This window comes from Ciceribacter sp. T2.26MG-112.2, from assembly GCF_900492205.1.
Lineage (GTDB): Bacteria > Pseudomonadota > Alphaproteobacteria > Rhizobiales > Rhizobiaceae > Allorhizobium > Allorhizobium naphthalenivorans_A.
Genome location: NZ_UEYQ01000041.1, coordinates 1 through 15,142 on the forward strand (window position 1 = coordinate 1; position 15,142 = coordinate 15,142).

Annotated in this window: 22 protein-coding genes; 17 read left to right on the forward strand and 5 right to left on the reverse strand. The window is 55.8% G+C overall.

The genetic code is table 11. The features are described from left to right. The 4 genes from DYZ14_RS23205 to DYZ14_RS23220 form a co-directional block, all read left to right on the forward strand. Nucleotides 1-555 (forward strand): multicopper oxidase domain-containing protein (locus tag DYZ14_RS23205; RefSeq protein WP_154722824.1); only part of this gene is annotated, 555 nt, incomplete at its 5' end. After that, on the forward strand, nucleotides 552-986 hold the full coding sequence (locus tag DYZ14_RS23210; protein ID WP_077546207.1) for a c-type cytochrome: 435 nt from the start codon (nucleotides 552-554) through the stop codon (nucleotides 984-986). The genes DYZ14_RS23205 and DYZ14_RS23210, both read left to right, overlap by 4 nt. A 141-nt stretch (nucleotides 987-1,127) precedes the next feature. Then, nucleotides 1,128-1,559 (forward strand): c-type cytochrome, encoded by a 432-nt coding sequence (locus tag DYZ14_RS23215; protein ID WP_037094849.1) that lies wholly within the window; start codon nucleotides 1,128-1,130, stop codon nucleotides 1,557-1,559. 125 nt (nucleotides 1,560-1,684) lie between these two features. Next, nucleotides 1,685-2,053, forward strand: coding sequence for a hypothetical protein (locus DYZ14_RS23220; RefSeq protein WP_052821447.1), 369 nt, complete (start codon nucleotides 1,685-1,687; stop codon nucleotides 2,051-2,053). 38 nt (nucleotides 2,054-2,091) lie between these two features. Here DYZ14_RS23220 and DYZ14_RS23225 read toward each other — a convergent pair whose 3' ends face one another. The 3 genes from DYZ14_RS23225 to DYZ14_RS23235 are packed head-to-tail and all read right to left on the reverse strand — an operon-like array spanning nucleotide 2,092 to nucleotide 4,225. Beyond that, on the reverse strand, nucleotides 2,092-2,376 hold the full coding sequence (locus DYZ14_RS23225) for a copper-binding protein (protein WP_077546222.1): 285 nt from the start codon (nucleotides 2,374-2,376) through the stop codon (nucleotides 2,092-2,094). 18 nt (nucleotides 2,377-2,394) lie between these two features. After that, complete coding sequence (locus DYZ14_RS23230) at nucleotides 2,395-2,871, reverse strand: cupredoxin domain-containing protein (protein WP_115672699.1); 477 nt, start codon at nucleotides 2,869-2,871, stop codon at nucleotides 2,395-2,397. 31 nt (nucleotides 2,872-2,902) lie between these two features. After that, complete coding sequence (locus DYZ14_RS23235) at nucleotides 2,903-4,225, reverse strand: multicopper oxidase family protein (protein WP_080843320.1); 1,323 nt, start codon at nucleotides 4,223-4,225, stop codon at nucleotides 2,903-2,905. A 50-nt stretch (nucleotides 4,226-4,275) separates the two neighbouring features. Between DYZ14_RS23235 and DYZ14_RS23240 the strand changes: the two genes are divergently transcribed. Next, nucleotides 4,276-4,527, forward strand: a complete 252-nt coding sequence (locus tag DYZ14_RS23240) for an antitoxin (RefSeq protein ID WP_080843319.1) — start codon at nucleotides 4,276-4,278, stop codon at nucleotides 4,525-4,527. After that, on the forward strand, nucleotides 4,524-4,835 hold the full coding sequence (locus DYZ14_RS23245; RefSeq protein WP_080843318.1) for a type II toxin-antitoxin system RelE/ParE family toxin: 312 nt from the start codon (nucleotides 4,524-4,526) through the stop codon (nucleotides 4,833-4,835). The genes DYZ14_RS23240 and DYZ14_RS23245 overlap by 4 nt, the downstream gene beginning before the upstream one ends. Nucleotides 4,836-5,457: 622 nt before the next feature. Here the strand turns inward: DYZ14_RS23245 and DYZ14_RS23250 are convergent. Both DYZ14_RS23250 and DYZ14_RS23255 read right to left on the reverse strand, forming a co-directional pair. After that, a complete protein-coding gene (locus tag DYZ14_RS23250; protein WP_154722825.1) occupies nucleotides 5,458-6,819 on the reverse strand; it encodes a sensor histidine kinase in 1,362 nt (453 codons plus the stop codon). Then, nucleotides 6,806-7,483 (reverse strand): winged helix-turn-helix domain-containing protein, encoded by a 678-nt coding sequence (locus DYZ14_RS23255; protein WP_154722834.1) that lies wholly within the window; start codon nucleotides 7,481-7,483, stop codon nucleotides 6,806-6,808. The genes DYZ14_RS23250 and DYZ14_RS23255 overlap by 14 nt, the downstream gene beginning before the upstream one ends. A 185-nt stretch (nucleotides 7,484-7,668) precedes the next feature. On the opposite strand from DYZ14_RS23255, the gene DYZ14_RS23260 reads away from it, so the two are divergent. The 11 genes from DYZ14_RS23260 to DYZ14_RS23305 all read left to right on the forward strand — a co-directional run bounded on the left by DYZ14_RS23260 (nucleotide 7,669) and on the right by DYZ14_RS23305 (nucleotide 15,115). After that, complete coding sequence (locus DYZ14_RS23260) at nucleotides 7,669-7,938, forward strand: hypothetical protein (protein ID WP_232365655.1); 270 nt, start codon at nucleotides 7,669-7,671, stop codon at nucleotides 7,936-7,938. A 110-nt stretch (nucleotides 7,939-8,048) separates the two neighbouring features. Continuing rightward, nucleotides 8,049-8,471 carry a hypothetical protein gene (locus tag DYZ14_RS23265; protein WP_154722827.1) on the forward strand — a complete coding sequence of 141 codons (423 nt, stop codon included), beginning with the start codon at nucleotides 8,049-8,051 and terminating at the stop codon, nucleotides 8,469-8,471. Between the two features lie 88 nt (nucleotides 8,472-8,559). Further along, the gene (locus DYZ14_RS24520) at nucleotides 8,560-8,781 is read left to right on the forward strand and encodes a hypothetical protein (protein WP_232365656.1); all 222 of its coding nucleotides are present in this window, start codon (nucleotides 8,560-8,562) and stop codon (nucleotides 8,779-8,781) included. Further along, nucleotides 8,781-10,241, forward strand: a complete 1,461-nt coding sequence (locus DYZ14_RS23270) for a TolC family protein (protein ID WP_154722828.1) — start codon at nucleotides 8,781-8,783, stop codon at nucleotides 10,239-10,241. Before DYZ14_RS24520 ends, DYZ14_RS23270 begins: the two co-directional genes overlap by 1 nt. A 14-nt stretch (nucleotides 10,242-10,255) precedes the next feature. Continuing rightward, a complete protein-coding gene (locus DYZ14_RS23275; protein WP_154722829.1) occupies nucleotides 10,256-11,614 on the forward strand; it encodes a multicopper oxidase family protein in 1,359 nt (452 codons plus the stop codon). Nucleotides 11,615-11,641: 27 nt separating this feature from the next. Further along, complete coding sequence (locus tag DYZ14_RS23280) at nucleotides 11,642-12,118, forward strand: cupredoxin domain-containing protein (RefSeq protein ID WP_154722830.1); 477 nt, start codon at nucleotides 11,642-11,644, stop codon at nucleotides 12,116-12,118. 17 nt (nucleotides 12,119-12,135) lie between these two features. Continuing rightward, nucleotides 12,136-12,411: a copper-binding protein gene (locus tag DYZ14_RS23285; protein ID WP_154722831.1), complete on the forward strand. Its 276-nt coding sequence runs from the start codon at nucleotides 12,136-12,138 to the stop codon at nucleotides 12,409-12,411. Between the two features lie 59 nt (nucleotides 12,412-12,470). Then, nucleotides 12,471-12,830 carry a DUF411 domain-containing protein gene (locus tag DYZ14_RS23290; RefSeq protein ID WP_232365657.1) on the forward strand — a complete coding sequence of 120 codons (360 nt, stop codon included), beginning with the start codon at nucleotides 12,471-12,473 and terminating at the stop codon, nucleotides 12,828-12,830. A gap of 35 nt (nucleotides 12,831-12,865) precedes the next feature. After that, a complete protein-coding gene (locus DYZ14_RS23295) occupies nucleotides 12,866-13,480 on the forward strand; it encodes an SCO family protein (protein WP_154722832.1) in 615 nt (204 codons plus the stop codon). A gap of 31 nt (nucleotides 13,481-13,511) precedes the next feature. Then, a complete protein-coding gene (locus DYZ14_RS23300) occupies nucleotides 13,512-14,213 on the forward strand; it encodes a L,D-transpeptidase (RefSeq protein WP_210209318.1) in 702 nt (233 codons plus the stop codon). Between the two features lie 347 nt (nucleotides 14,214-14,560). Next, nucleotides 14,561-15,115 carry a DedA family protein gene (locus DYZ14_RS23305; RefSeq protein WP_232365658.1) on the forward strand — a complete coding sequence of 185 codons (555 nt, stop codon included), beginning with the start codon at nucleotides 14,561-14,563 and terminating at the stop codon, nucleotides 15,113-15,115. Nucleotides 15,116-15,142: the final 27 nt, after the last annotated feature.

A 15,142-nucleotide genomic window follows, 5' to 3' on the forward strand; every position in this document is an offset into this window, starting at 1 on the left:
AATGAGACCCGCGCATGGCCGATTCTGGCGCTCAGGGAGGGCGAACGTGAAAGGACCGGCATTATTCTCGCCCCCGCGGGCGCCACGATCGACAGGATCGATTCCCTTTCAGCGAATGACGCCCCGGCCTTCGACACGGACTTGTCTCAGGAGTCACGGCTGGTCGCTGTCGACACGCTTGCCGCCCGTCCGGTGGATCGAAGCCACATGATCATGCTCGGCGGCTCGATGCAGCCCTATGTCTGGACCATCGACGGAGCAACATGGGGCAAGCATCGGCCGGTTGCCGCAACGAGCGGCGATCGGGTGGAACTGATGTTCCACAATATGTCGATGATGGGGCACCCGATGCATCTGCATGGGCATGCATTCCAGGTTGTTGGCATCAACAGGCGACGCTTCGAAGGTGCGCGCCGCGATACCGTGTACATACCGCCGATGTCGATGGTCACTGTTGCCCTTGATGCCGGCGAGGCCGCGAGCTGGATGTTGCATTGCCATCATATGCCGCATCTGGCCACCGGGATGATGACCGAGTTCAGGATCGCTGCATGAAACCGCTCTGGATCGCGGTCGCCGCAACTCTCCTGGCGGCGGCCGGTGCGATCTTGGTCGGAAAGGGACGGTCCGGTCAGGAGGCGAGCGATCGCATCGCCCTTGGCCGGGCAGTCTATCTAGCGAACTGTGCGAGCTGTCACGGCACGAAACTCGAAGGCCAGCCCGACTGGCGCAGCCCGGGCACGAGCGGCCGCCTTCCGGCGCCGCCGCATGACGAGACCGGTCACACCTGGCATCATTCGGACAGGCAGCTCCTCGCAATCATCACCGATGGGACCGCCGCGGTGGTTGGCGGTGGCTACGAGAGTGACATGCCCGGCTTTCGGGAGGCTCTGACCTCCGCCGAGATCGAGGCTGTCCTCGACTACATCAAGAGTACCTGGCCGCAGCGAGAGGCAGACTACCAACGCCGCATCTCGAACGGCTGACACGCCGGAGGCCACGAAAACAATTTCGTGGCCCCACATCGCCATCGCGCGCCGCCCCACCACCACATTCATGCCGACGGGTTCGGCAGTTGATGGCGGCAGAGAGGGTGTTCGGCGGCCTAAAGACATAAGGATTCACAAATGAACAAGAGAAACGTCTTCGCTCTGCTCGTCGCCGCGGCAGCGGTTGCGGGCTTTGCGCTTTGGAATCGAACCGGATCGGAAGACGAAGCCAGAAGAGGAGTATCGGGCCAGGGGACGGCATTGTCGGTTGTCGTACCTTCGTCATTGTCCGACACCGCAAAGATGGGAGAACGAGCTTTCAACGCCGTCTGTGCAGCGTGCCACGGCAAGAACGCGGCCGGAACCGATGCCGGCCCGCCGCTCATCCATCGGATATACGAACCTTCTCACCACGGAGACTACGCCTTTGAAATGGCCGTCGCCAACGGCGTGCGCGCGCATCACTGGAAATTCGGAAACATGCCTCCTCAGCCGGGTCTGACGAGGGCCGACGTCGCTACGATCGTGGCCTATGTGCGCGAGCTTCAGCGGGCGAACGGCATCAATTGAGGAGCATTGGCGGCGAGATACCCTGCCAGACCTGTCGAGGCGGGTTTGAGGAAATCGGGCGGCTGCGAGTGGAGTTGTGGTGTGATAGGATGAGGCGGCCAAGTCGCCTATGGGAGGGGTGTGCAATGCGAACTGGCATAACATGCGCATTTGTCGTTCTGGCTTTGCTGGTGTCGGCGTCAAATGCCCAAGAGGATCAGCCGTTTCATACGTCTTATTTCGCGGATGAAACGACCATCAGCCTGTCCGTGACCGTCGCGGCAACCTCTCTTGACCCGGAATATAATTTCGATGTGCAAGTCGCGCTCACAGAGCGCGGACCCGAGGGTCAGATCAGATTCATCGACCACAGCGCCCACCTTGCAAAGGTACGATGCGCCGCGCCGAAGGCCGTCATGATCGGCCAATCAGAGTTTATGCTGTCGGATTCGCCCGAGCCGGGGGATTGGAAGCAGGATCTCTGGCGCACCTTCTGCCTCCTGCCGGTCTCATGAGGAACGGGGCCGCGCTGCATCCAGCGCGGCCCTGTGCTTCACTTGACCTGGGTGACAGTCAGCTTTCCGTTGACGCGCTCGGCAACGAACTGGACCTTTGCGCCGACCTTGAGCTTTTCTAGCATCGCGTCATCAGCGACCTGGAATACCATCGTCATGGCCGGCATCTCGAGGTTCTTCAGCTCTTCATGGATGAGCGTGACCTTCTTCGCCTTCTCGTCCAGCTTCTTGACCGTGCCGCTGGTGAATTCCTGCGCGAAGGCGGCGGTGCCGAAGGCGAAGGCGACGGCGCCGGCGAGTGTGATTCTTGTGATAGCTTTCATCGTCATTTCTGTTGCTCCTTATTTCTTCGCGACCGTGACGTCGCCGTGCATGCCGGTATCGTAGTGACCGGGAAGGAGGCAGGCGATCTTGAACACGCCGTCGTTGGTGAACTTCCAGACGATCTCGCCGGATTTTCCGGGCGCGAGGCGAATGGCGTTCGGATCCTCGTGTTCCATTTCCGGGAATTTCTCCATCACGGCTTTGTGCTCCATGATCTTGTCTTCCTGGTCGAGCACGAATTCATGATCGACCTCGCCCGCATTCTTGATCGCGAAGCGAACGGTCTGGCCCTGGCGGACCTTGAAGGTGCTTGGTGTGAAGATCATCTTGCCGTCATCCGTTTCCTTCATCGTGACACGGATGGTCTGGGACGCCTTGGCCTTTTCACCGGGTTCGCCAACGGCCATTTCGCCATGACCGCCCTCATGCGAACCGGATGCAAAAGCAGCGGTGGCAAACGTTGAGAGTAGCAGACCAACTAGAATGCGTTTCATAATCGTTTCCTTTGTCGTTTCTGGGAGGAAGTTAACCGTGATTGGAATGGCCAGACGGAAGTTGTGTCTTGGCATCTTTCGCTTTGACAGGCTCGGGCAAGCTCCCGGTCCATTCCCACGCCTGCGTGCCGGGAGGGTTCTCGTACCAACCCGGATCGCTGTAGTCGCCCGCTGAGATACCCTCGCGGACCTTCACCACGGAGAACATGCCGCCCATTTCGATCGGGCCGTGGGGACCCCACCCGGTCATCATGGGGACGGTGTTCTCCGGTATTTCCATCGACATTTCGCCCATATCCGCCATGCCGGCCGTCCCCATGGGCATGTATTCGGGACGGATCTGCCTGATCTTTTTTGCAACCTCCTTCTTGTCGACCCCGATGAATGTCGGGATCTCGTGACCCATGGCATTCATGGTGTGATGCGACTTGTGGCAATGGATCGCCCAGTCGCCGACGTACTTCGCGTCGAACTCGTAGGCGCGCATCGCACCGACAGGGATGTCGATGCTGACCTCGGGCCAGCGCGCCTCCGGCCTGACCCAGCCGCCATCGGTGCAGGTCACCTCGAAATCGTAGCCGTGCATGTGGATTGGATGGTTCGTCATCGTCAGGTTACCGACGCGAACACGAACCCTGTCGTTCTTGGAAACGACGAGCGGATCGATCCCTGGAAAGACGCGCGTGTTGAACGTCCAGAGGTTGAAGTCGGTCATTTCCATGATCCGGGGCACGTATGTTCCCGGATCGATGTCATAGGCGCTGAGCAGGAAGACGAAATCCCGATCCACCGGCATGAACTTCGGGTCCCGGGGATGGATGACGAAGAAGCCCATCATCCCCATCGCCATCTGTACCATCTCGTCCGAGTGCGGGTGGTACATGAAGGTGCCGGATTTCACGAGATCGAACTCGTAAACGAAGGTCTTGCCAGAGGGGATGTGAGGCTGCGACAGCCCGCCAACACCATCCATCCCCGACGGCAGGATCATACCGTGCCAATGAATGGTCGTGTGCTCCGGCAGCTTGTTGGTCACGAAAATGCGAACCCGGTCGCCTTCGACTGCTTCGATGGTCGGACCCGGTGACTGGCCGTTGTACCCCCAAAGATATGCGGTCATGCCTTCGGCCATCTCCCGCTCCACCGGCTCGGCAACGAGGTGGAATTCCTTCACCCCGTTGTTCATTCGGAACGGCAAGGTCCAACCGTTGAGGGTGACGACCGGATTGTAATCTGGGCCGACCGTCGGCTTTACCGGGGTTTGCGTGGCCGCCGAGTCCATGAGAGCGGCTTCCGGCAAGCCCATGTTGGACGTTTGCGCCCAGGTCTTACGATAACGCTGCAATGGTGGCAACTAAACCACATATGTGCTAATGTGGGTCCGTCACTTCGGGAGTATGTGAAATGAGCCGCTTGACGATCGACATAACGGACAAACAACATCAAAGCCTCAAAGCGCTAGCCGCTCTGCAGGGCAAGACAATCAAGCAGTACGCACTTGAGCGCCTGTTTCCCGGCGACGTCGAGGGAGAACGGGCCTGGGAAGAGTTAAAGACGTTGATGAATACGCGCATCAGTGAGGGGCTCGCCGGAAAACTGTCGACCAAAACCGTAGGTGAGATCCTCGACGAGGAGATTGCCGAAGGTCGCGCTTGACGGCTTACATCCTGACCGCAGAGGCAGAATCCGATCTTCGCTCGGTAATCCGTTACACACGGGCACAATGGGGTGCCGCCCAGGTACGTCAATACGTCTCGGCTTTGGAGCGAGGAATGGAGGACATTGCCGCGGGCAAAGTTCCCTTCAAGGATCTGAGCGCACTCTATCCGGCGCTGCGGATGGCGCGATGCCAGCACCACTACTTCTTCTGTCTGCCTCGAGAACATGCGCCCGCTCTCATCGTAGCGATTCTTCACGAACGAATGGATCTCATGAGGCGTTTGGCTGACCGTCTAAACGAGTGATGTTTTCACGACGGGAGGAACTCCTGCGCGCGTGCTAGATAAGCCCTTGTCTTCGAGCGATCAAAAAGGTGTCGTCGGTTCGGATCCCTTCAAGAGCTGAGGCCATGATCGTCCCATTCACTTTCCCCGTTCTACTCTCGTTGAGGTACGGGTCACGCTCCCTCCACTCGGTGGCGCTATGGCGCTGGCAATGTATCTTCTGTTTTGATAGGCCCTCTTGGGAGCATATGCACTGAAGACGCTGCTTCGCTAAGGTGCATCAGAGAATAACGCAGGTTCGAACAGTTAGGATAACGCCAAAGAATAATGCCAGCATGAATGCTAGACGAATAAATGCGTGCGTTGCCTTACGAATTACCGCAGGCCTTGCACTTCGTCTCATGCGCCGTCGATAGGAAGAGATAAATGTGCTCCGTTGTTACTTCATACCTGGATCAGCATTTTGTGTTCAGTCACCCTGACCAGTAGATATAATAGCTGATAAGGCTCCGCTGATACCGTGGAGGATTGCGAAATGAAGCAAGCCAAGGTGAAGAATGTTCTAGCAGATAAACGAGTGCTTTCCTGCGGTTCCGTTGAGTCCCTTCCGAGAGGGCCGGTACGTTGGACAAAAGTCAAGGGTTTACCCATCGATTTCCAAGCTAGGGAAAGCAATTTTAACCGTGAGACCCGGGGGGATCCCAACAATACACGGCCGTGCAGCATGAAGTTCTGCGATTGCCTTGACCATACTGAGACCCAGCCCGGAGCCGGATGTAGTCCTGCTTTTCTCAAGACGGTAAAACCGTTCAAAGACCCTTTCATGCTCACCCTGTGGTATACCCGGGCCATTATCAGAGACGGTCAGACAGATTGTGTCCGTTTCACGCTGGACTTTCACCGAGATCGTCGTACCAGCTGGGGTGTGCCTCATGGCATTTGTGAGTAGATTTGCTAGCAACTGCCGTATGAGAGCCGGATCACCGAGTATAAAGCATTCACTTTCGTCGTTGACGATAGACAGGCTGTAGCCAGATTCAACTGCAATGGCCTCGTACGCCTCGTAAAGTTCAAATGTCAGAGCTTTGAGATCAAAATTGATAAAATTTGTGGTGCGATTTTGGGCTTCAATCTGCGCTATTCGAAGCAGCGCATCGAAGGTGTCGGCAATAGACTGCAGCTCAGATAGTGCCAGTTCTATGCCTGCTCTTATCTCTTCCGTCTCGGTGAGCTGCAGCGCATCGTCCAGAACCAGAAAGGTACGAGCGATGGGGGTTTTCAGGTCGTGCGCGACATCTGTGGTGACCTGTTTCATAGCGAGAACGCTGGCCTCCAGACGAGCCAGTGCCACGTTTACTTCTGTCGACAGGACATCAATGTCGTCCATCCGGGTCGAGACAGGAAGCCGCTTGGAAAGCTCGCCATGCCCTATTTCGTGAGCCGTGCGGCAGAGGGCAAATATCCTTCTGCGGGTGGTGTAAGCCAGAAATGCAGCTCCAGGTATGCCTACAACGACGATCATGGCAGTTGCCCAGCCGAAGCTTTTCATGACAATTCCGGACAAGTGGTCAGTATCGCCATAGCTGATACCGACCGTCAGATCATAGTCTCCCAGTGATCCGCGAAATAACTTATAATGGGAGGTGGTAGCACGTAGTTCATCAGGAGGTTGAACTGACAACCCAAGGGGAACATTCACCAACTCAGCGTTACCAGCGATCGATGAACCAGATGGATCTCGCAGGGTGTAGACTGTTTCTTCACCTCTTATGGCTGGCCCGTGGCTCTCAATCATTTCGATGGCGCCGTTGATTCCTCCTCCCTCATAAGCTGAGGAAATCTCCCGATAACGTTCCATTACATTTGCGTTCAGCCGATCATCCAGAAAACCCATCACCATCTGGTACGCTATCGTGTTGGCGACCAGATAGGCGGCTGCGAAAAGCCCAATGTAAATGGTAGCAAGCCGTACAGCGGTGCTTTTGAAAAAGTTACCCGCGAGCATGCAGGGTGTACCCGGTATTTTTGATCGTGTGCAGAAGCGGTTTAGGGAACGGCTTGTCTATCTTTGCCCTCAGGCGGCTAATGTGGGTCTCAACTACCGAGCTTTGCGGGTCGAAATTAAAATTCCAGATCTTCTCCAGAAACATTGTTTTGGTCAGAACTCGACCTTCGTTGCGCATCAACAGTTCCAACAATGCGAATTCGCGGGGCAACAGTTCTATGGTCTGGCCATCACGGCACGTGGTTCTTGACACTAAGTCCATCTCTAGATCTCCCACTCGCAACCTCGTCTTTTCTGTCGCAATGGGTGGGCGTCGCACAAGTGCATTGATCCGAGCAGCTAATTCAGAAAACGCAAATGGCTTGATGAGGTAGTCGTCACCGCCAGCATCAAGCCCCTCTACTCTATCGTCTACACCGCTCATCGCCGTCAAAAACAACACTGGTGTGCGAACGGATGCAGCACGCAAACTTCGGACGAGGCTTAATCCATCGAGTCCGGGTATCATACGATCGACGACCAGCGCATCGTATTCGGTGTCTAAGCCGGCCGAAAGTGCGTCGCGGCCGTTTGTAAGCCAGTCTACTGAGTGCCCGGAACTAGTAAGCCCCTTTTGGATGTAGCTACCGGTGATTTGATCGTCCTCAATCAATAGGATCTTCATTCGATTAAGGATCTCCATGAGCTATCCGGCTAGAATAATAGCCGTCAGGTCTGATTTCGGCATTCTTGCGGCAGCCTTTCGGTATGGCGATTACAAATTTGTATAGCAGATGACAGACCCCGGACAACAACGCGGTTTATGTTTCATTTGCTGCAAGTCGCAGTGATTCAGACGAGGATAAAATGATGAAACGTATCATATTCGCAGCCGCCGCCTTTTTCCCCCTTACCTCCGGCGCATTCGCTTTTACGCTTCTTAGCGAAACCGCATCGCCGATCGCGCAGATCACCCAGGGACATGGCAGCCCAGGCGACTCGGCGACGTCACAGTCGGACCCGAACGTGACTTTCCGGGTGTTGGACAACGGCTGGGTCGAGCGTACGAACAGTCGATACGGATCGAGGTCGATCATTGACCCTCAAGCCGAGTACCTTCGCAACAGCAAGACGCGGTAACTTTAACCCGGGTCGGCCTGTGTCGTGGGCGGTGGCTGGGAGGCTCCGAGCGTGGTTGATCTGCAACACGGTCATCATGAACGGATAATGCTTGGGGAATCCAGTTGACAATGGTCAAGCAGACAGCAATCTTTTCTCTCATGAAAGAACGTGGTCGATTCACATCGGCGTTATTGCTGACTTTCCGTCTGGTGATCCTCGTATCACTGGCGGGATACAGTTTGTCCACGGTCAATGCGGCCATGCATCCAGAGAGTCCGTTCAACGAGATGCAGGTCGAGGCCGGTCACCCGGCCTCGCACAAAGGCGGGCCCGCTGCGCTGTCTGACATGAGCGTTCACAGCGATCACCATGAGCGTGGTGAGTCGAAGGTCGCAGACAAAAACTGCTGCCAAGAGTTCTGCGTGGTTGCAGCTATTGAATGCGATGCTGCCGGCCTCCTCCATCTGATCCCGGGGCGGGTCAGTGGGAGCCGTGAGGACGCGCTCTATCTAGGCGTGGCGCCGCGCGTTACTCTGCCGCCGAATATCTGAGCCCTAGTGATCCCCTAGAGGGGTTGTGCTGTGCCTTAGCGCGACCTAGCGCTTTGGCACCTTTCTCTGTCGTATTCGGAATCCAGCCATGAGACATATGTTCCTGGTGGTTGCCATGCCGCTCCTCGCGAGCGGCTGCGCATCCACGCTACCAGAAGTGGTGGCATCTTCTAGCCAAGCAGACTCGGTCGCCGATGTCGTGCCCGTCGCTTACCAGAACCCGGTGGGTGCGTACTCCCATCGTATCCCTGTGGACCCCAAGCCGTGGCGCGGTTTGAACGATGCTCAAGCTCCGAATGGAGGCGCGTGATGGTCGCGCTGAAGATTAAATTGATCTCCACCCTGGTCCTCCCTTTGTTCGCGACTGGGTGTGTGACCACGGGCTATTCAGCCAAGGATGCAGGCTTCGCAGGGTCGTCCGTGAAAAGCGCGGAGGCTACCGGCAAACAAACCGTGTGGGTGCAAAATCGCCAACAAGCAGAGCAGACACGTGAACGGGTAAAGGCTTTGATGGCGAAAAAAACCATCGACGTTGAGACGGCCGTGCAGGTAGCACTACTGAACAATAAAGGACTGCAAGCATCCTACGCGGATCTAGGAGACAGTGCCGCTGATGTTTGGCAGACGCAGCTTGCGGTTCTTCCATCGTTTTCGGTAGGGCTGTCAGGAATCGGAACACCAGGCCTCGAAGCATACCGTGTACTCGAGGGCGCGATTGCTGCAAACATCTTGGCATTGGCCACCTATGACAAGAACATGAAGCTTGCAGAAACGCGGTTCCGCCAAGCCCAGCTCAACGCGGCGCTAGCTTCGATCTCACTTGCCGCTGAGACCCGCGTGGCATGGATCAACGCCGTCGCTGCCTGGGAGAACGTTGCTTACCTCAACCAAGCTAAATCAACGGCAGACGCCGCATCAGACTTGGCCAAGAAGCTGGGTGAGGCGGGGTCTCTGCCCAAGGCAGATCAGGCGCGAGAACATGTGTTCTACGCCGAATTGGCGGGGGAGACAGCGAAAGCACGACTTGCTGCCAAATTGGCGAAAGAAGAGCTTGTTCGGTTGATGGGGCTTTCTGGTTCTGACGTAGAGTTTCAGATACCAAACCGCTTGCCGTCGCTACCGAAGTCTCTGATCAAACGTGACGCTATTGAGGCGGAAGCCATCCAGAAGCGTATCGACCTGCAACTCGCACGCTTGGAACTTGATGCGACAGCTCAGACATACAGGCTGGAAGATGTCACCCGATTTGTTACTGACATCGAACTGGTAGGTGTGCTTGAGCAGGAACGCGAACTGGAGGATGGCAAGATCCATCGCAGCATTTCGCGAACGGGTTCATTGGAGTTCACTATACCGATCTTCGACTCCGGACAGGCTCGGATGCGTAAGGGTGAACTGGCCTACATGCGTGCTGCTAACCAGCTTGCGGAAAAGGCGGTCAACGTTCGTTCGGAGGCGCGGTCTGCTTATATCGCCTACCGGTCAAATTATGACATTGCTCGTCATTACCGAAACAGCGTTCTTCCGTTGCGAAAGGCGATCGAAGACCAGTCCCTGCTCACCTACAACGGAATGATCACCAGCACGTTCGAACTGATCTCAGATGCCCGAGAGAAAATCGATTCAACTATGCTGGCGGTAAACGCGAAACGAGATTTCTGGATAGCCGAGGCAAACCTCGCTCCCGTCATCTATGGCGGAAGCACTGGATCGGCTGCAGCAGAGTCCGAGGTCGCATCAGCTGAAGAAGCGCCTGCAGGCGGACATTGAGAAAGGACATGACAATGTTCAGTAGAAGACAGCTACTTGGGGCCGGCGCGGCGGGTGCGGCGCTCGTTTCATCCAATTCCTGGTCCCAGACCTCAAATATGGGGCTGCCGGAGGCGGCTCTGATGGATTCGGCCGCTACCCAGTCACCAGTCAGACCTTCCACAGGTCCGGACTACAATCCTGTAGTCACACTCAACGGATGGACCCTGCCATTCCGGATGAATAACGGTGTGAAGGAATTTCATCTTGTTGCCGAACCCGTCGAGAGAGAGATGGCGGAAGGCATGACAGCCTATCTCTGGGGCTACAACGGTCAGTCTCCCGGGCCCACCATAGAGGCAGTTGAGGGCGATCGCGTCCGCATTTTTGTTACAAACAAGCTACCGGAGCACACGACCATCCACTGGCACGGAATGATACTGCCGTCGGGCATGGACGGAGTGGGAGGCCTATCTCAGCCGCACATCCCTGTCGGTAAAACCTTCGTCTACGAGTTCGACCTCGTGAAGTCCGGTACCTTCATGTATCATCCCCACTCGGACGAAATGGTCCAGATGGCGATGGGTATGATGGGCTTTTTTGTGATCCATCCAAAAGATCCAACGTTCATGCCCGTGGATCGAGATTTCGTGTTCCTCCTGAGCGGATACGATATTGATCCTGGCACCTATGTGCCGCGGGTAATGGAGATGACTGACTTCAACCTCTGGACCTGGAACAGCCGGGTCTTCCCTGGGATCGATCCGCTCGTCGTTTCGAAAGACGATCGAGTCCGCGTGCGGGTGGGCAATCTCACAATGACCAACCATCCAATCCATATGCACGGCTATGATTTCGAGGTGACCTGCACTGACGGTGGCTGGGTACGGCCAGAAGCTCGGTGGCCTGAGGTTAGTATCGACATCCCCGTTGGTGCGATGCGAGCATACGAGTTTGACGCCAAGTATGTAGGCGATTGGGCGATCCATTGCCACAAGTCGCACCACACTATGAATGCCATGGGCCATGACATCCCGACTTTCATTGGCGTCGACAAAAAAGAGGTCGCAAAGAAGATCCGGCAATTCCAACCAGAATATATGCCTATGGGCACCGCAGGCATGGCCGATATGGGCGAGATGTCCATGGAAATCCCGGAGAACACGGTGCCCATGATGACCGGTTGGGGTCCGCATGGCCCAATCGAAATGGGTGGTATGTTCTCGGTGGTGAAGGTCCGCGAAGGCATATCCGCGGGCGATTACTCAGATCCAGGCTGGTACGAGAACCCACCCGGTACTCAGGCTTGGGAATGGACGGGCGAGCTGCCCGATGTTCCGAAAGCTAAGGATGCAAAGACAAAGCTCACTCCGAAGCACTCGGATCACGGCTGAAAATCAACCCAAGAAAGGACTGAAATCATGAAGACTGCACTCATCGGCCTTATAGTGGCCACTCTCGCGACCCCTGTATTAGCTGCCGGCGAACACGCGGGCGGACATGGCGAGATGGCTGTTGGAGAGCCCGGCGACAAGGCAAAGGCAACACAGACCATCCGTGTCACTATGACCGAAACGGATGACGGCAAGATGCTGTTTACCCCCAGTAACTTCAAGGTCCGAAAAGGCCAGACAGTCGTGTTCGCGGTGAAAAACGCGGGTGAGATTGACCACGAATTCGTCCTCGACCAAGAGGACAAGGTTATGGAGCATAAGGCCGTCATGGAGAAGTTCCCAGAGATGGAACATGATGATCCGAACGCGATCCGCTTGGCTCCAGGCAAAACAGGTGAAATAGTTTGGAGGTTTACCAATGACGGTGTTTTCAAAATCGCTTGTTTGGTGCCGGGTCACTACGACGCCGGCATGCACGGCGACGTGACTGTGGCACAGAAGTAAGATTTAGGAGCCAAACGATGAAATACATGATTCCGTTAGCAGCTGCCTTTGCTGTTCTCGCCACTGGCGCCCTCGCTCAAGAATTCACGAAGGGCACCGTCAAAAAGGTCGATGCAAAGGCGAATAAGGTGACGTTGATTCACGAAGAACTGAAGAGCCTGGACATGCCTGCAATGACAATGGTGTTCAGCGTGTCAGACCCCGCAATGCTCGACAAGATGAAAGCGGGTGCCAACGTTGAATTCGTGGCAGAGCGGGTGAACGGCAAGCTGACCGTCACCCAGCTTAAGTAACAACAGCGGCCGCCCCAAATTTAGGCGGGGCGGCCATTGTCTATGAGGGGAACGCGAAAGTGAAGCGAAAACAGTTTGTTGGTTTTGTACTTGCAGCCGCTCTCGTGCCGCGGATCGCATTTGCAGAAGGTGCGGCTATGACCGTTCACAAGGATCCGGGTTGCGGCTGTTGTGTTGCATGGAGCAGGGCCTATGCAAGCGAAGGCTACGAAGTGGTCGAGCTTGATGAGGATGATATGCAAGCGTTCAAGGCTTCCATGAACGTGCCCTTGGATGTTCAGGGCTGCCATACCGCAGTTGTCGGTGGGTACTATGTTGAAGGACATGTTCCTCTGGAGGCGGTTGAAAAGCTGCTGAACGATCGACCAGAACTCGCAGGGTTGAACCTCAAGCTACTAGAGGGATTAGGACTACTCTAAGAGGTTCTTCAGGGTGAATGTCGGCAGGGAATTAGATGAAAGCTCTCAGAGCGTTTCGACTTGTGGCGTGGTGTGTGGTTGCGATCGTCACATTGCTACTGATTATAGGTTACTTGCTCCAATCGAGTGGCGGCAAACGTGGTGAGCCAGACACGTCCTCTACCCCTTCGATCGGTCGCCCATTTGAGTTGGTTTCGCACCGGGGCCAAGTGATCGATAACGCTGTCCTCAAGGGAAAGCCGTATTTGGCGTTCTTTGGCTTTACCCACTGCCCTGACATCTGCCCCACAACGCTGTTCGAGCTGAGTGACCTGATGAATGAACTCGGGCCCGCTGCGAGCGGTTTCAACGTTGTTTTCATCAGCGTTGACCCAGAGAGAGATACTCAGCAGTTGCTCAACGAGTACATGACATCCTTCGACCGTCGAATCCTTGCCCTTCGGGGAACGCCGGAGCAAACAGCGACGGCTGTCAAAGCTTTCTCCGCCTACGCACGCAAGGTTCCGACCGAAGATGGAAGCTACACAATGGACCATACGGCTGGCGTATACATGATGGACGCCAATGGTAGCTTCAAAGGAACGCTCGACATGCATGAATCCCGCGAGGTTCGGATGAAGAAGATCCGCAATCTGATGACCGGCTCGTAAGCCAGAACTTCAACCGTCGAGAGGAAATACATTGCAGTCTGGGAAATTGACACGACGAGGCTTCGTTATCGGGGGTGCTGGGGCAGCGGCGGCTGTGTTGACTGGCTGCTCGACAACGACCGCAGAGACGACACAGTCTGAAATCGTACCCATCGCCCATCCAGTTCTGGAAACCACCTATGGACCAATACTGAACGAACAGTTCCCGCTGCCTGCTATACCCTACCAGAAGATCGCCAAGCGCTATTACCGGCAGATGGTGAGTGATCCGACTGGAGAGCGGCCAGGCACATTGGTCGTGGATACGGCCAATTACTTTCTCTACCTGACTTACGAGGGCGGACAGGCGATGCGATACGGCGTCGGTCTCGGCCGGCAGGGGTTCGAATGGTCGGGCAAGGGGGTCATCCAGTACAAACGTCAGTGGCCGCGCTGGACGCCACCTGACGAGATGGTCGTTCGACAGCCAGAACTTGCGCCCTACAGCATTGCCAATGGCGGTATGCCTCCTAGCCTCAAGAATCCATTGGGCGCGCGCGCGCTTTACATTTTCCAGAATGGCGAGGACACGCTTTATCGCATCCATGGGTCGCCGGAATGGTGGACGATCGGCAAGTCGGTATCCTCAGGGTGTGTCCGGATGATCAATCAGGACGTGGTCGACTTGTATGGTCGAGTGCCAGGCAAAACCCCCATCGTCGTTACCAGCCTGCCTCGCTTCTCTGAGGCATAGGCGGAGAAAACCGTGAAGTCCCCACCGACAGTTCAGCGGCCTGAAGTCGTGAGGTCAGGCATGCGAGGCCTGTGCCCTGTAGGAGCTGACTCCGATTATCCGCATTCCCCTGGCGCTGTCATGTAGAGGCTGTCGGAAAACACCGGAAGCCTCAGCTCGTGCCCGGGCTATGCCAAACTGAACCAGATGTCCGATGGTCGTGCACTCACCAGGCAGGCCATGCGACGGAAAACATCCGATAGATCGTGTAGATCGTACACAAAAGAGTTTCTGTTTGTGCCTGCGATTTGATTTGGTGAAGCGATATGGACGGTTTGTCTGATCTAGTACGAGAATACGGGACATGGATGTACATCCTGCTTTTCGCATACTGCATGCTGAAAAGCGGTAGTCTCCCGTTGTTCGCGGGCTATGCGGCTCAAACACAAGCTTTGGACTTGTCCCTTGTTTTAGCGGTGACCTTTGCCGGCGGCTATCTCGGGGACGAAGCACGGTTCTTTATCGCGAGGCGATACGGGGATGCGTGGTTAACGAGGTGGCCTTTTGCCGAAAAGGCCTATGCGGCCGCGAAAATCCTAGTTGCAAAGTACGGCTGCGCCTACATCTTTCTTTACAGATATCCCAAGGGTATGCGGACCATCGGCGCGCTTCCGGTTGGTCTCGGATCAATGTCATGGGCAAAGTTTACAGTTCTGAATGCAGCATCCGCAATAGTTTGGACCGCCTGCCTGGTTTCGGCGGGCTTCGTTTTCGGCGCACAGATAGAGGAGGCGGTGGAAACCGGCTGGGGCTTTGCAAGTATTGTCTTACTTGCCGCAATGCTCCTCCTGTCGGTCTTCGCATGGTGGCGGATAAATCGGATAGCTGTCCGAATCCCGAAAATTGGAGAACAATCCAATTGAAGTCATCAGCAGTTTCATGCCTGGTCA

Excerpts from the sequence above, each read along its gene's own strand:
- DYZ14_RS24520 (WP_232365656.1), top strand. The coding sequence starts at position 8,560 with ATGAGACATATGTTCCTGGTGGTTGCCATGCCGCTCCTCGCGAGCGGC.
- DYZ14_RS23210 (WP_077546207.1), top strand. The coding sequence starts at position 552 with ATGAAACCGCTCTGGATCGCGGTCGCCGCAACTCTCCTGGCGGCGGCC.
- DYZ14_RS23270 (WP_154722828.1), top strand. The coding sequence starts at position 8,781 with ATGGTCGCGCTGAAGATTAAATTGATCTCCACCCTGGTCCTCCCTTTG.
- DYZ14_RS23255 (WP_154722834.1), bottom strand. The coding sequence starts at position 7,483 with ATGAAGATCCTATTGATTGAGGACGATCAAATCACCGGTAGCTACATC.
- DYZ14_RS23265 (WP_154722827.1), top strand. The coding sequence starts at position 8,049 with ATGGTCAAGCAGACAGCAATCTTTTCTCTCATGAAAGAACGTGGTCGA.
- DYZ14_RS23215 (WP_037094849.1), top strand. The coding sequence starts at position 1,128 with ATGAACAAGAGAAACGTCTTCGCTCTGCTCGTCGCCGCGGCAGCGGTT.
- DYZ14_RS23240 (WP_080843319.1), top strand. The coding sequence starts at position 4,276 with ATGAGCCGCTTGACGATCGACATAACGGACAAACAACATCAAAGCCTC.
- DYZ14_RS23280 (WP_154722830.1), top strand. The coding sequence starts at position 11,642 with ATGAAGACTGCACTCATCGGCCTTATAGTGGCCACTCTCGCGACCCCT.
- DYZ14_RS23220 (WP_052821447.1), top strand. The coding sequence starts at position 1,685 with ATGCGAACTGGCATAACATGCGCATTTGTCGTTCTGGCTTTGCTGGTG.
- DYZ14_RS23250 (WP_154722825.1), bottom strand. The coding sequence starts at position 6,819 with ATGCTCGCGGGTAACTTTTTCAAAAGCACCGCTGTACGGCTTGCTACC.
- DYZ14_RS23225 (WP_077546222.1), bottom strand. The coding sequence starts at position 2,376 with ATGAAAGCTATCACAAGAATCACACTCGCCGGCGCCGTCGCCTTCGCC.
- DYZ14_RS23230 (WP_115672699.1), bottom strand. The coding sequence starts at position 2,871 with ATGAAACGCATTCTAGTTGGTCTGCTACTCTCAACGTTTGCCACCGCT.
- DYZ14_RS23275 (WP_154722829.1), top strand. The coding sequence starts at position 10,256 with ATGTTCAGTAGAAGACAGCTACTTGGGGCCGGCGCGGCGGGTGCGGCG.
- DYZ14_RS23295 (WP_154722832.1), top strand. The coding sequence starts at position 12,866 with ATGAAAGCTCTCAGAGCGTTTCGACTTGTGGCGTGGTGTGTGGTTGCG.
- DYZ14_RS23305 (WP_232365658.1), top strand. The coding sequence starts at position 14,561 with ATGTACATCCTGCTTTTCGCATACTGCATGCTGAAAAGCGGTAGTCTC.
- DYZ14_RS23260 (WP_232365655.1), top strand. The coding sequence starts at position 7,669 with ATGAAACGTATCATATTCGCAGCCGCCGCCTTTTTCCCCCTTACCTCC.
- DYZ14_RS23285 (WP_154722831.1), top strand. The coding sequence starts at position 12,136 with ATGAAATACATGATTCCGTTAGCAGCTGCCTTTGCTGTTCTCGCCACT.